The organism is Pseudomonas sp. GW823-FHT05G12 (genome assembly GCF_058795575.1).
In genome coordinates, this window is the sequence record NZ_CM179501.1 from 4,887,800 (window position 1) to 4,901,152 (window position 13,353).

The following is a 13,353-nucleotide window of genomic DNA, read 5'->3' on the forward strand; positions in this document are numbered from 1 at the left end:
ATTCCCCAATGATCCTTCAACGCATTTTCGCCCTGGCCCTGCTGGCGGTGTGTGCCGCCCTGGCCGTGATGGCCTGGCCCTATCAGGCTGCATTCTCCTATGAACCGGTGGGCCCGCGCGCTTACCCGCTGCTGGTGCTCGGCCTGATGGGGCTGGGCCTGCTGTACCTGGTGTTCCGCCCAACGCCCATCGTGCGCAAGGATGACGAACCGGAACTGGACCGCGAGACCCTGATCAAGATCACCGCCTGTGTCGGCCTGCTGATCGTCTTCGCCGCCACTTTCGAAGCGCTCGGTTTCATCCTCAGCGCCATCCTGGTCGGCCTGCCCATGGCTCGGCTGTACGGTGGCCGCTGGCTGCAAAGCGCCATTGTGGTGGCCGGCATGAGCATTTTCCTCTACTGGCTGTTCGACCGCGTGATGGACGTGCCACTGCCCCTTGGCCTGCTGAGCGTACTGGAGAACTGACATGGATACCTTGAGCTACCTGGGCCAGGGCTTCGGCATTGCCCTGTCCCCTTACAACCTGGTCACCGCCCTCTCCGGCACCTTGATCGGCACCGTGGTCGGCCTGCTGCCGGGCCTGGGCCCGATCAATGGCGTGGCCCTGCTGATCCCCATCGCCTTTGCCCTCGGCCTGCCGCCGGAATCGGCGCTGATCCTGCTGGCGGCGGTGTACCTGGGCTGCGAATATGGCGGGCGTATCAGCTCGATCCTGCTGAACATCCCGGGCGAAGCCTCGACCGTGATGACAACCCTGGACGGCTACCCGATGGCTCGCCAAGGACTGGCAGGCGTCGCGCTGTCGCTGTCGGCCTGGAGCTCGTTCATCGGCGCCTTCATTGCCACCTGCGGCATGGTGCTGTTCGCCCCGCTGCTGGCGAAATGGGCCATCGCCTTCGGCCCGGCGGAGTACTTTGTGCTGATGGTGTTCGCCATCGTCGCGCTGGGTGGCATGGCCGGTGACAAACCACTGAAAACCTTCATTGCCGCTCTCATCGGCCTGTTCCTGTCGGCGGTCGGCATCGACGCCAACAGCGGCGTTTACCGCTTCACCGGTGACAGCGTGCACCTGGCCGACGGTATTCAGTTCGTGGTGCTCGTGCTGGGCCTGTTCTCCGTCAGCGAAATCCTCCTGCTGCTGGAAAAGACCCACCATGGCCACCAGGCGGTCAAGGCTACCGGCCGCATGCTGTTCAACTTCAAGGAAGCGGCCTCGGTGTTCCTGGTCAACATCCGTTGCGGCCTGCTCGGTTTCATCATGGGTGTTCTACCCGGCGCCGGCGCAACGCTGGCCAGCGCCGTGGCCTACATGACCGAGAAACGCATGGCCGGGGAAAGCGGCAAGTTCGGCAAAGGCGATGCCCGTGGCCTGGCAGCGCCGGAAACGGCCATTGGTGCGTCCTGCTGTGGCGCCCTGGTCCCGATGCTGACCCTGGGCGTACCGGGCTCTGGCACCACGGCTGTGATGATCGGCGCCCTGACCCTGTACAACATCACCCCTGGCCCACTGCTGTTCGAACAGCAGCCAGATATTGTCTGGGGCCTGATCGCCTCGCTGTTCGTCGCCAACATCATGCTGGTGATCCTCAACATCCCGATGATCCGCATCTTCACCCGCATCCTCGCCGTGCCAAACTGGGCGCTGGTGCCGGTGATCGCCATCATCACCGCGATCGGTGTGTACGCCGTGCATGCCACCACCTTCGACCTGTTCCTCATGGTCGGTATCGGCATCATGGGCTACATCCTGCGCAAGCTGGACTTCCCTCTGTCGCCGATTCTGCTGGGCTTCATCCTCGGCGGGCTGATGGAGCAAAACCTGCGTCGGGCGCTGTCGATCTCCAACGGTGAACTGGGCATCCTCTGGTCCAGCCCGATCAGCATGGGCGTCTGGGCGCTGGTAGTGCTGATGCTCGCCCTGCCGCTGCTGCGCATCTGGCGCAAACGCAGCCTGCAGCGCCGGGCCCTGGCCGATGCCTGATCGGTCGTTGCCATTGTTCGTCGCGACCGGGCTGGTCGGCCTTGCTGGCGGTTTTGCCGCCAGCAAGGTCGGCTGGCCTTTGCCATGGATGGTCGGTTCATTGCTGGCGATCATCCTGGTGCGCTGCCTGACGCGTTGGCAGCTGTCGGAAATCCCCAACGGCCGCAAGTGTGGGCAGTGGATCATCGGCATCGGTATTGGCCTGCACTTCACCCCCGCGGTGATCGAGCAAGTGGCCAGCCATTTCGCGCTGATCTGCTTCGGTGCGTTGTTCACCACCCTGTCCAGCGTGATCAGCGTATGGCTGCTGCGGCGAACCGGCGAAGACCGCGCCACCGCGTTCTTCGCCAGCATGCCTGGCGGTTCGGGCGAGATGGTCAACCTTGGGGCGCGCAATGGCGCGGTGCTCAGCCAGGTGGCGGCAGCGCAAAGCTTGCGTGTGCTGGCAGTGGTGCTGTGCGTGCCGGCGCTGTTCAAGTTTCTGCTGGGTGACGGGGTACCACTGAACCACACCGGTAGCGTGAGCTGGGGCTGGCTGGCGTTGATTGCGCCCTTGGGCGTTGCCGTTGCCTTGCTCTGGCAGCGCTTGCGCCAGCCCAACCCATGGCTGTTCGGGCCATTGCTGGTCGCGGCTACGGTCAGCCTGGCCGGCAACCTGCAGGTCGCCCTGCCCAACGGCGCCAGCCAGATCGGCCAGTGGCTCATCGGCAGCGGCCTGGCCTGCCACTTCAACCGCGCGTTCTTCCGCCGCGCACCGTCGTTCCTGGGACGCACCTTGATGGCCACGGCGTTGTGCATGGCGATTGCAGCCAGTGCCGCGTGGGTGCTGAGCATGATGACTGCACTGGACTTGCGTTCGCTGACACTGGGGATGATGCCTGGCGGGATCGCCGAAATGAGCCTCACGGCCGAAACGTTGCAATTGTCAGTGCCGCTGGTAACCGCGCTGCAGGTGATGCGCCTGATCCTGGTGTTGTTTCTTGCAGAACCGCTTTTCCGGTGGTGGGACAACAGGTATTCAAGCGGCAAGCCCCCTGAAGATAGATAGTTACCACTTGCCCAATGCCCGGATGAATAGAGTCGGATTGCTGCCCTGATCGCCAGCAAACCCACACTTCCCGGCATTCAAGAGGTAATGATGAAAGTCCGTCTTTCTTGCAACTATCGCTCGGCTATTGCCTGGGCATGCCTTGCCATCAGCGCAGGCAGCCTTGCCGCACAGCCACCTGCCCCCGTCCAGATCAACGTCGTGGCTATCAATGATCTTCACGGCTACCTGGAACCCAACCCCCAGGACTACGCCGGCGCGCAAGGCGCTACCCGCCTGACCTACGGCGGTATCGCCACACTCGGCGCCATGCTCGATGAACTGCGAACGCAGGACCCCGATCTGCTGTTCATCGGGGCTGGCGACTTGATAGGGGGCAGCCCTGCCATTTCTGCGCTGTGGGCTGACGAGCCTGTGCTTGAGGCCTTGAACGCGATGGGCATGATTGTCAGCGCATCCGGGAACCACGAACTGGATGCAGGCAAGGCCGAGTTTCTTCGTCAGATCCACGGAGGATGCGAGTCAACGCGCCCTGAAAAGGCCTGCACGTTTCGCGGCGATTATCCAGGAAGTGGCTTCCCTTACATAGCGTCCAACCTGATCGATACCACCACGGGCGAGCGCTTGCTACCGGCCTATCACATTCAAGAGGTGAAAGGGGTCAAGATAGCGTTCGTCGGTGCCGTGCCACGCAACATGGAAAAAGTGGTCTCGGCCAGCGCATTCGCAGGGCTCAAAGCCACAGATGAAGCGCAAGCCATCAATGACGTGATTCCGGAGCTCAAGGCCAAAGGCGTCAATGCAATCATCGCGGTCATGCACCAGGGAGGGGATACCGTCGAGCCGTTCGACACGCAGGATTGCAGCCAGCTGAGTGGCGCGGTCGTCGACGTGGCGAAGCGGCTGGATCCTGCGGTAGATGCTGTCATCAGCGGTCACTCGCATGCCAGCTATCAATGCAAGGTGGGTGACCTGAGCATCACTCAGGCTGGCAAATACGGCCACTTCCTGACTCAGTTGAAGTTGCAGGTAACGCCAGGCACCCATCACGTCACGAACATCACCGCCCGCAATATTCCTGCTGACCCACAGAACTACCTGCCGAATGCCAAGTTGACGAGTTTGCTGGAGGAAGTGCGTCAGCGGTCCGGGGAAAAATTGCTCGAACCCATAGGACGCATCTCGACGGCAGAACTTGACCGCAAAGAAAATGCGGCCGGTGAAACAACCTTGGGGAACCTGGTCACGGATGCCCAATTGGCCATGACCCAGGCGTTCAATACCCAGGTTGCCTTTCTCAACCTGGGTGGGCTGCGCAGTGATCTTATCCAGCCTGCCGATAGCGACCTGACCTACGAACAATTATTCGCCGTACAACCGTTCAATAACCCACTGGTGGTTCAGGAACTGACAGGCAAGCAGATTACCGAACTGCTCAACCTTCAATGGAACAGGGGCAGTTTCAATCCGCTGCAAGTATCGAAGGGTTTTCATTATGAGTGGGATGGTTCACGGCCTGTCGGCAGCCGTGTCGTCGAGGGGAGTGTGCGTCTTCACGGCAAACCCGTTGAGCCGTTGACCCATTATCGCGTCGTCAGCAACCTTTTCCTGGCCGATGGTGGCGGTGGCCTGGCCACTTTCAAAGAAGGAAGGCGACGCCAGGACACCGGCATCACCGACCTTGAAGCCTTGGTGGAGTACGTGCGCCAGAACCATGAGCGGGGTATTGCCATTGGCCAGCGCAGCGAGCCGCGCATCAGCATGACGCCCTGAGCGATTGCGTACCCCACCGCGGTTTCTCACAGCGGGGGCAGTGCCCAGTCGATGGGCCCGAGCCCCCGCTGCTCGAGGAAGCTGTTGGCACGGCTGAAATGCCCGCAACCGATGAACCCGCGATACGCCGACAGCGGCGAAGGATGGACCGACTTCAGTACCAGATGCTTGGTACCGTCGATCAGCTTCTGCTTGCTCTGTGCATGCGCCCCCCATAGCAGGAAGACCACGTTCGGGCATTGCTCACTGACCACCTGGATAATCCGGTCGGTAAACAATTCCCAGCCTTTCTTGGCATGCGACGCGGCATTGGCGCGCTCGACGGTCATGGTCGTGTTGAGCAACAGAACGCCTTGTTCCGCCCAGCTCTGGAGGTAGCCGTGGCTGGGGATCGGGATGTTCAGGTCGCGCTGCAGCTCCTTGTAGATATTGACCAGCGACGGTGGCGTGGCCACGCCCGGTTGCACCGAGAAGCACAAGCCATGTGCCTGGCCCGGCCCGTGGTACGGGTCCTGACCGAGGATGACCACCTTCACCTGGTCCAGCGGTGTCGAATTGAGCGCATTGAAGATCAGAGGCCCTGGCGGGTAGATCTCCTTGCCGGCAGCGTACTCGCCACGCAGGAACTCGCGCAGCTGGTGCATGTAAGGCTGGTCGAATTCACCGCGCAATGCGGCCTTCCAGCTGGGTTCGAGTTTGATGCGATCGTCGTCAGTCATGGGGCCTTCCATAAACAATGGCGCGACACTAGGTAAGCCCTTCGCGCTTGTCAAACGATCCGACCGACGACCGGCATGATCGGCCAGGCAAGCCATACTTGAGCGATGACTTGCGAGAGGTAGTCCATGACCATTCACTGCGAGGTACTCACCGGCGTCGATGGCGCCCGCATCGGCATCGCCACCCTGGATGCGCCCAAGGCGCTCAATGCCCTGAACCTGCCGATGATCGAGGTGCTGGGCGAACAACTGCATGCCTGGGCCCGCGACCCGGGTATCGTCTGTGTGCTGCTGCGCGGCAACGGGGCAAAAGCCTTTTGCGCAGGCGGCGATGTCCGTGCGCTGGCGCAAGCCTGCCGGGACCACCCCGGCAGTGTCCCACCGCTGGCGGCCTCCTTCTTCGCCGCCGAATACCGCCTGGACTTTGCCCTGCACACCTACCCCAAACCGTTGTTGTGCTGGGGCCATGGGCATGTGCTGGGTGGTGGCATGGGGCTGCTGCAAGGCGCCAATGTACGTATCGTCACCCCCAGCAGCCGGCTGGCCATGCCGGAAATCAGCATCGGCCTGTACCCTGACGTAGGCGCCAGTTGGTTCCTGGCCCGACTGCCGGGCAAGCTCGGTTTGTTCTTCGGCCTGACAGGTGCGCCGATCAATGCCCGCGATGCCCTTGACCTGGGCCTGGCTGACCGTTTTCTGGGCGAGCACCAGCAAGAGGCCTTGATCGAGGAGTTGGTGCAACTCAACTGGCAGGAGCAGACCGCCATACAACTGAACAGCCTGCTCAAGGCCGAGCAGCATCGTGCCTGCGCCGAGCTGCCTGATGCCCAGTGGCTGCCACGACGGCATGAGATCGATCAGTTACTCGACGTGGCGGATGCGGCTTCAGCCTGGCGCGCGCTGGAAAGGCTCAAGCAGCATGACGACCCATTGCTGGCAGATGCCGGCCAACGCCTGCATGAGGGTTGCCCGCTGACGGCGCATCTGGTCTGGGAGCAGATCCGCCGGGCGCGGTACCTGTCGTTGGCGCAGGTGTTCCAGATGGAATACAGCATGAGCCTGAACTGTTGCCGCCACCCTGAATTCAGTGAAGGCGTGCGCGCTCGCCTGCTGGACAAAGACAACCAGCCGCGCTGGCACTGGCCTGATGTGGCGCAAGTACCGGCGGCGGTAGTCGAGGCGCATTTTGCCAAGGCGTGGGAAGGACGGCACCCATTGGCGGATGTGGGTTAGCCTGCTGATGCGGGGGCTGCTTTTCAGCCCCCGCCTCCGCTCAGCTAGCGCTGCCAGTTTCCTCCTCGCCCCTGCCCGCCCCGCCCGTCCCAGCGCCCGCGGTCGTCAACCTGCCGATTGGAGTGCCGGTCGCCCTGCCGGTAACGCTGGCTGTCATTGCGATAGTCATGGCGATCCCGGTCCTGCCGGTAGTCTTGCCGCTGGCGATTGCCGTAGTCATAGCGCGGGTTGCCATGCCACTGGTTCATCCTCGGCTGCGGATAGGGCCGGTAATGGGGCACAGGGGCCGACCGATTGTAGTAACGGGGAGCAGGCTGATAGTAGTAGCGCGGCGCAGGCGCTACATAGTACCGGTCATCGCGGTAATACCCCGGCGCCACATAGCGGTCGGTGGAGTAGTAGTCCGAACGGTAGTAGCCCCCGCGTTCATAGTACGGGGCGCAGGCCGAAGTCATCAGCCCCAGCAGGGCGATCAACAGGATTCGATAGGACATGGCGGCCTCCTGGACCGCTGGAGTGCCCGAACAGCGGCGCTGGCGAGCGTCGATACGAGATGCGTCAATCGACATTGACTAAGACAGCGGCGCGCAGGTGCAGTGCCATTTCTGCAATAACTTGATACAGCTGAAATAACCCTGAAAAACTTGCAGTCATTTGTCGGCCATCTCTCTAGAATAAGCGGCTCGGCACACATCACGGGAAGATCATGCCCTTACGTTCCGCTCTGTTCTCGCAACGCTCGCTGATCGTTACCCTGCTCGTGTTACTGGCCTGCGGCTTCCTGGCCACTTCGCTGCTCAGCTACTTCTCCTCGCGAAGCGCCATCCGCGACGGCATCATCAATACCGAATTGCCGCTGACCTCCGACACTGTCTACTCGGAAATCCAGAAAGACCTGATCCGCCCGGTGCTGATCGCCTCGATGATGGCCCAGGACACCTTCCTGCGCGACTGGGTGCTGTCCGGCGAGCAGGATACCGAACGCATGACCCGCTACCTGAGCGAGGTCATGGGCAAGCAGGACATCTTCACGTCCTTTTTCGTGTCCGATCGCACGCGGACCTACTACCAGGCCAAAGGCGTGCTCAAGCACGTCGAACCGGGCACCTGGCGTGATGCCTGGTATTTCCGTCTGCGTGAACTCAAGGCCCCTTATGAGATCAACGTCGACCTGGACATGGCCAACCAGGACAGCCTGACCGTGTTCATCAACTACCAGGTGCACGACTACCAGCAGCGCTTCATCGGCGCGGCAGGCGTAGGGCTGAGCGTATCGTCGGTGGTCAAGCTGATCGATCAGTACCAACGCCGCTACCAGCGCGCGGTGCTATTCACGGATGCCAAAGGCAAGGTGCTGTTGACCGGCTCCGAGGGTGGCCCGCATGGTTTGCAAGTTGGCCAGTCACTCAGCGACAACCCTGATCTGAAAGCCATGCTGGCCGAGCAGAGGGTGCCGGGCGAAGGCAGCCACGAGTACCATGACAGCGAAAACCACAGCCACTTTCTCAACGTTCGCCACCTTCCCGAACTGGACTGGTACCTGTTGGTGGACAAACGCGAAACCGGCGTCCTCGACCGCATTCGCCAGGCGCTGTACCTGAACCTGGCGATCTGTACGATGATCACCCTGGTGGTGCTGGCACTGGTGCATGCCATGGTCCGCCGCCACCAGGCCAGCACCGAAGCCTTGGCCACGCTCGACAGCCTCACCGGCTTGCACAACCGGCGCAGCTTCGACCTGCTCGCCGCCCAGGCGCTGCGAGAAGCCCGGCGCGACAATAGCCCTCTGGTGGCCTTGCTGATTGATCTGGACCACTTCAAGGCACTGAACGACAACCACGGCCACCTGGCAGGTGACGAAGTGCTACGTCAATTCGCCAATGTGCTGCAAGGCAGCCTGCGTCAGTCAGATATACTGTGCCGCTGGGGCGGTGAGTAATTCATCGTGCTGCTGCGCGAAGCTGAAGGCAGCCAGGCCGTCGAGGTGGCGGAAAAGATCCGGCGACGCACCGAACAGCTGACCTTCAGTTACGACAACCAGCCGCTGCGACTGACCACCAGCATCGGCCTGAGCAGCCTGCAACCGGGGGATACCCTGCACGCCCTGCTGACCCGCGCCGACCGCGCGCTTTATCGTGCCAAGCAGGCTGGCCGCAACCGCGTCTGCAGTGAAACCCGCCATGAATGACAAGCAACACTGCCCCGCTTGCGGTGCCCTCAACCAGTGCAGCCTGGCCGACCCACGCCGTGCCACCCAGGCGTGTTGGTGCTACAGCGTGACCATCGACCCGGCCGTGCTCCAGGCCCTGCCCGATGAACTGCGCAACAAGGCCTGTCTGTGCCCGCGCTGCGCCGCCGTTGAAGAACAGCTCCGTCCATCCGCTGCCCACTGATCGTTGCCATGCGCCTTGACCGTTTCCTCGCCAACCTGCCCAGCTACAACCGCCAGCAAGTTCGTCTGATGCTGGCGCAACGCCGCGTGCGGGTGGACGGCAAGGTCGCCAGTGACCCGCTGACCGACGTGCGTGAATTCAGCCGCGTAGAGCTGGACGAGCAACTGCTGCAGGCCGGCCGGCCCGCCCGCTACCTGATGCTGTACAAGCCCACTGGCTGCGTAAGCGCCACCCACGATCCGCAACACCGTACCGTTCTCGACCTGCTGCCCACGGCGTTGCGAGATGACCTGCACATAGCCGGGCGCCTGGATTTCAACACCACCGGCCTGATGATCCTGACCAACGATGGCCAGTGGTCACGGCGCCTGACCCAGCCTGCCACAAAGCTGCCCAAGCATTATCTGGTGGACACCGAGGACGAGATTGGCGAGCACTATGTGGCCAAGTTTCGCGAGGGTTTCTATTTTGCCTTCGAAGACCTCACCACCCAACCAGCCCAGCTGGACATCCTCGGCCCCCACCGAGCCCGGCTGGCGATCGTCGAGGGGCGGTACCACCAGGTCAAGCGCATGTTCGGGCACTTCAACAACAAGGTGGTGGGGCTGCATCGGGAGAGCATGGGAGCGATCCGGCTGGATCCGGGGTTGGCGCCGGGGGAGTATCGTGAACTGACGGCCAATGAGATAGCCACTGTCCAGGCGTGACAGACAGCCGGTGTCGTCACACGACCGCTCAGCGACAAAAGTCACATTACTTACCGAACGGCACTTGCGCGATCCCCAACCCACTGCTTGAATCCAAATCGTCAGTCTGCATGTGACTACCAAGTCACACCTGCAGCCAATGACACTTTTTGCCGGCCACCCAAAGCCTAGATGCCTTGGGGCACGGCAAATTGCCCGCCAAAAACAATACCGTCGACGCAAGTGCCAAGGATCGACACAGGGCCCCCGGATTATCTTCAGGCAAATGCCTACCTGTCATAAAGAACGTGCACCCTAGGTGACGCGAATACCCTTTTTGCGCCAGGAGTCGATGACATGAGGCCAGAAATCGCTGTACTTGATATCCAAGGTCAGTATCGGGTTTACACGGAGTTCTATCGCGCGGATGCGGCCGAAAACACGATCATCCTGATCAACGGCTCGCTGGCCACCACGGCCTCGTTCGCCCAGACGGTACGTAACCTGCACCCACAGTTCAACGTGGTTCTGTTCGACCAGCCGTATTCAGGCAAGTCCAAGCCGCACAACCGCCAGGAACGGCTGATCAGCAAGGAGACCGAGGCGCATATCCTCCTTGAGCTGATCGAGCACTTCCAGGCAGACCACGTGATGTCTTTTTCGTGGGGTGGCGCAAGCACGCTGCTGGCGCTGGCGCACCAGCCGCGGTACGTGAAGAAGGCAGTGGTGAGTTCGTTCTCGCCAGTGATCAACGAGCCGATGCGCGACTATCTGGACCGTGGCTGCCAGTACCTGGCCGCCTGCGACCGTTATCAGGTCGGCAACCTGGTCAATGACACCATCGGCAAGCACTTGCCGTCGCTGTTCAAACGCTTCAACTACCGCCATGTGAGCAGCCTGGACAGCCACGAGTACGCACAGATGCACTTCCACATCAACCAGGTGCTGGAGCACGACCTGGAACGTGCGCTGCAAGGCGCGCGCAATATCAACATCCCGGTGCTGTTCATCAACGGCGAGCGCGACGAGTACACCACAGTCGAGGATGCGCGGCAGTTCAGCAAGCATGTGGGCAGAAGCCAGTTCAGCGTGATCCGCGATGCGGGCCACTTCCTGGACATGGAGAACAAGACCGCCTGCGAGAACACCCGCAATGTCATGCTGGGCTTCCTCAAGCCAACCGTGCGTGAACCCCGCCAACGTTACCAACCCGTGCAGCAGGGGCAGCATGCATTTGCCATCTGAGCGGCTCGGCGCCTTGTAGCCAATACCCGCAGGCCACGGGGCGCCGACAAGCTTTTTTATAACTTGGGCTTCTAATTCGCTGAAGGTTCTGGTAAAAAGTCGAGCTCAGATGCGGGTATAGTTTAGTGGCAAAACGAAAGCTTCCCAAGCTTTAGTTGAGGGTTCGATTCCCTCTACCCGCTCCACATCGCAGTCCCGCATGGCGTTCCAGCAACGTCATCGCAGTCAAAAGGAGCCTTGGCTCCTTTTTTCGTTTTTCATCCTGCCTTGACCTGGCCCATGGCCAATTACCCACCGATCCGCTTCAATGCGCATCGGGCCTTTGCGTGCGCAAGCGAAACGGTTTGTGGCGGATATGCTCACTGGATTCGTGAAAACATTCGAAAGGACAACGCATGTTTCTATCCCGCTGGCTACCGGGCCTTGCCAACCTGCTGCACTACCGCCGTGAATGGTTCCACGCCGATCTGCAAGCGGGCCTGTCGGTAGCCGCGATCCAGATTCCCATTGCCATTGCCTATGCGCAGATCGTCGGGCTGCCGCCGCAATATGGCCTGTACGCCTGTGTGCTACCGATGATGGTCTATGCGCTGATCGGTAGCTCGCGCCAGCTGATGGTCGGCCCCGACGCCGCCACCTGCGCAATGATCGCCGGTGCCGTGGCACCGCTGGCCCTGGGTGACCCGCAGCGCATCGTCGAACTGTCGGTGATCGTCACCGTACTGGTCGGCGTGATGTTGATTGCCGCAGGCCTGGCGCGCGCCGGGTTCATCGCCAGCTTCTTCTCGCGGCCGATCCTGATCGGCTACCTCAATGGTATCGGCCTGAGCCTGATCGCCGGGCAGCTGTCCAAGGTGGTGGGCTTCCAGATCGAGGGCGACGGTTTCATCCTCAGCCTGATCAACTTCTTCCAACGCCTGGGGGAAATTCACTGGGTCACATTGATCATCGGCCTGGCCGCCCTGGGCCTGCTCATCTGGCTGCCACGGCGCTACCCGCGCCTGCCCGCAGCCCTCACGGTAGTGGCGCTGTTCATGCTGCTGGTTGGCCTGTTCGGCCTCGACCGCTTCGGCGTTGCCGTCCTTGGGCCGGTACCTGCAGGCATCCCGCAACTGGCCTGGCCACACAGCAACCTGGCGGAAATGAAGAGCCTGCTGCGCGACGCCCTGGGTATCGCCACCGTCAGCTTCTGCAGCGCCATGCTTACCGCACGCAGCTTTGCCGCCCGGCATGGCTATGCGATCAACGCCAACCACGAATTCGTCGCCCTGGGCGTGAGCAACCTGGCGGCCGGGGTTTCCCAGGGCTTTGCCATCAGCGGTGCCGACTCGCGCACTGCAGTCAACGACATGGTCGGTGGCAAAAGCCAGCTGGTGGGCATCATCGCGGCACTGGTGATCGCCCTGATCCTGCTGTTCTTCACCGCACCCATGGCCTGGATCCCGCAGGCTGCGCTGGGCGCCGTGCTGCTGATGGCTGGCTGGGGGCTGATCGACATCAAATCGCTGGGGCATATCCGGCGTCTAAGCCGCTTCGAGTTCTGGCTGTGCCTGCTGACCACGGCGGGCGTACTGGGCCTGGGCGTGCTGCCCGGCATCGTGTTTGCCGTGACCCTGGCGATCCTGCGCCTGCTTTACAGCATCTACCAGCCCACCGATGCCGTACTGGGCTGGCTGCCGGGCACCGAAGGCCAGGTCGACATCCGCAAGTTCAAGGACGCCCGCACCGTGCCTGGCCTGGTGGTGTACCGCTTCGACGACGCCATCCTGTTCTTCAACGCCGACTATTTCAAGATGCGCCTGCTTGAAGCCGTGCAAAGCCAGGACCAGCCTAAAGCCGTGCTGTTCGATGCCGAAGCGGTAACCAGCATCGATGTCAGCGGCATCGCCGCCCTGCGCGAAGTGCGCGACACCCTGGCGGCCCAAGGCATCTTCTTCGCCATCGCCCGCGCCCGTGGCACTTTCCTGCGCATGCTGGTGCGCTCGGGGATGGCGCGGGACATGGAAGAAAAACTGCTATTCGGCTCGGTACGCGCAGGGATTCGTGCGTACCGCGTGTGGCGCAACCGAAACCACAGTGTGCAGGTGACCGGACAGGGTTGAGCGGCTTTCATCCTGTTCAACGTGCTGCGCCTTTGCTGGCCCTTTCGCGGGTAAACCCGCTCCTACATGGACTTGTAGGGGCGGGTTCACCCGCGAAAGGGCCAGCACAGACAACACAAAACCATCGCCCTGACACCAACCCTCGCACACCTCGCATGACATGCTAAAGTC

General features: G+C 61.8%; 11 protein-coding genes, 1 tRNA gene and 1 pseudogene. 11 read left to right on the forward strand and 2 right to left on the reverse strand.

Translation table 11 applies throughout. The annotated features are described in order from the left end of the window. Positions 1-8 precede the first annotated feature (8 nt). The 4 genes from AC3RCM_RS22365 (at position 9) to AC3RCM_RS22380 (ending at position 4,804) form a co-directional block, all read left to right on the forward strand. Complete coding sequence (locus tag AC3RCM_RS22365; protein ID WP_017147937.1) at positions 9-467, forward strand: tripartite tricarboxylate transporter TctB family protein; 459 nt, start codon at positions 9-11, stop codon at positions 465-467. A 1-nt stretch (position 468) separates the two neighbouring features. After that, positions 469-1,983 carry a tripartite tricarboxylate transporter permease gene (locus AC3RCM_RS22370; RefSeq protein WP_019752457.1) on the forward strand — a complete coding sequence of 505 codons (1,515 nt, stop codon included), beginning with the start codon at positions 469-471 and terminating at the stop codon, positions 1,981-1,983. Continuing rightward, a complete protein-coding gene (locus AC3RCM_RS22375; protein ID WP_336085790.1) occupies positions 1,976-3,031 on the forward strand; it encodes an AbrB family transcriptional regulator in 1,056 nt (351 codons plus the stop codon). The genes AC3RCM_RS22370 and AC3RCM_RS22375 overlap by 8 nt, the downstream gene beginning before the upstream one ends. A gap of 90 nt (positions 3,032-3,121) precedes the next feature. Further along, positions 3,122-4,804, forward strand: a complete 1,683-nt coding sequence (locus AC3RCM_RS22380) for a bifunctional metallophosphatase/5'-nucleotidase (protein WP_492629148.1) — start codon at positions 3,122-3,124, stop codon at positions 4,802-4,804. Between the two features lie 26 nt (positions 4,805-4,830). Here AC3RCM_RS22380 and ung read toward each other — a convergent pair whose 3' ends face one another. Then, positions 4,831-5,523 carry a uracil-DNA glycosylase gene (gene ung, locus AC3RCM_RS22385; protein ID WP_010952520.1) on the reverse strand — a complete coding sequence of 231 codons (693 nt, stop codon included), beginning with the start codon at positions 5,521-5,523 and terminating at the stop codon, positions 4,831-4,833. A 126-nt stretch (positions 5,524-5,649) separates the two neighbouring features. Between ung and dspII the strand changes: the two genes are divergently transcribed. Next, positions 5,650-6,756: an enoyl-CoA hydratase/isomerase DspII gene (gene dspII / locus AC3RCM_RS22390; RefSeq protein ID WP_012053615.1), complete on the forward strand. Its 1,107-nt coding sequence runs from the start codon at positions 5,650-5,652 to the stop codon at positions 6,754-6,756. 44 nt (positions 6,757-6,800) lie between these two features. Here the strand turns inward: dspII and AC3RCM_RS22395 are convergent, their stop codons facing one another. Beyond that, positions 6,801-7,250, reverse strand: a complete 450-nt coding sequence (locus AC3RCM_RS22395; RefSeq protein WP_492629149.1) for a hypothetical protein — start codon at positions 7,248-7,250, stop codon at positions 6,801-6,803. A gap of 212 nt (positions 7,251-7,462) precedes the next feature. Here AC3RCM_RS22395 and AC3RCM_RS22400 point away from each other — a divergent pair. The 6 genes and pseudogenes from AC3RCM_RS22400 (at position 7,463) to AC3RCM_RS22425 (ending at position 13,182) form a co-directional block, all read left to right on the forward strand. Next, positions 7,463-8,944 (forward strand): annotated as a pseudogene (locus AC3RCM_RS22400) (sensor domain-containing diguanylate cyclase). Further along, positions 8,937-9,149, forward strand: coding sequence for a cysteine-rich CWC family protein (locus AC3RCM_RS22405; RefSeq protein ID WP_003252007.1), 213 nt, complete (start codon positions 8,937-8,939; stop codon positions 9,147-9,149). The pseudogene AC3RCM_RS22400 and the gene AC3RCM_RS22405 overlap by 8 nt, the downstream one beginning before the upstream one ends. 8 nt (positions 9,150-9,157) lie before the next feature. Next, positions 9,158-9,856 (forward strand): pseudouridine synthase, encoded by a 699-nt coding sequence (locus AC3RCM_RS22410; protein WP_004575157.1) that lies wholly within the window; start codon positions 9,158-9,160, stop codon positions 9,854-9,856. 336 nt (positions 9,857-10,192) lie between these two features. Further along, positions 10,193-11,080, forward strand: coding sequence for a (R)-3-hydroxydecanoyl-ACP:CoA transacylase (gene phaG / locus AC3RCM_RS22415; RefSeq protein WP_010952516.1), 888 nt, complete (start codon positions 10,193-10,195; stop codon positions 11,078-11,080). A gap of 111 nt (positions 11,081-11,191) precedes the next feature. Further along, positions 11,192-11,265 (forward strand) — tRNA-Gly (locus tag AC3RCM_RS22420). A gap of 210 nt (positions 11,266-11,475) precedes the next feature. Next, positions 11,476-13,182: a SulP family inorganic anion transporter gene (locus AC3RCM_RS22425; protein ID WP_492629150.1), complete on the forward strand. Its 1,707-nt coding sequence runs from the start codon at positions 11,476-11,478 to the stop codon at positions 13,180-13,182. The last annotated feature ends 171 nt before the right edge of the window (positions 13,183-13,353 follow it).

Coding starts and splice junctions, on each gene's coding strand:
- AC3RCM_RS22365 (WP_017147937.1), top strand. CDS start 9: ATGATCCTTCAACGCATTTTCGCCCTGGCCCTGCTGGCGGTGTGTGCC.
- AC3RCM_RS22370 (WP_019752457.1), top strand. CDS start 469: ATGGATACCTTGAGCTACCTGGGCCAGGGCTTCGGCATTGCCCTGTCC.
- AC3RCM_RS22375 (WP_336085790.1), top strand. CDS start 1,976: ATGCCTGATCGGTCGTTGCCATTGTTCGTCGCGACCGGGCTGGTCGGC.
- AC3RCM_RS22380 (WP_492629148.1), top strand. CDS start 3,122: ATGAAAGTCCGTCTTTCTTGCAACTATCGCTCGGCTATTGCCTGGGCA.
- ung (WP_010952520.1), bottom strand. CDS start 5,523: ATGACTGACGACGATCGCATCAAACTCGAACCCAGCTGGAAGGCCGCA.
- dspII (WP_012053615.1), top strand. CDS start 5,650: ATGACCATTCACTGCGAGGTACTCACCGGCGTCGATGGCGCCCGCATC.
- AC3RCM_RS22395 (WP_492629149.1), bottom strand. CDS start 7,250: ATGTCCTATCGAATCCTGTTGATCGCCCTGCTGGGGCTGATGACTTCG.
- AC3RCM_RS22405 (WP_003252007.1), top strand. CDS start 8,937: ATGAATGACAAGCAACACTGCCCCGCTTGCGGTGCCCTCAACCAGTGC.
- AC3RCM_RS22410 (WP_004575157.1), top strand. CDS start 9,158: ATGCGCCTTGACCGTTTCCTCGCCAACCTGCCCAGCTACAACCGCCAG.
- phaG (WP_010952516.1), top strand. CDS start 10,193: ATGAGGCCAGAAATCGCTGTACTTGATATCCAAGGTCAGTATCGGGTT.
- AC3RCM_RS22425 (WP_492629150.1), top strand. CDS start 11,476: ATGTTTCTATCCCGCTGGCTACCGGGCCTTGCCAACCTGCTGCACTAC.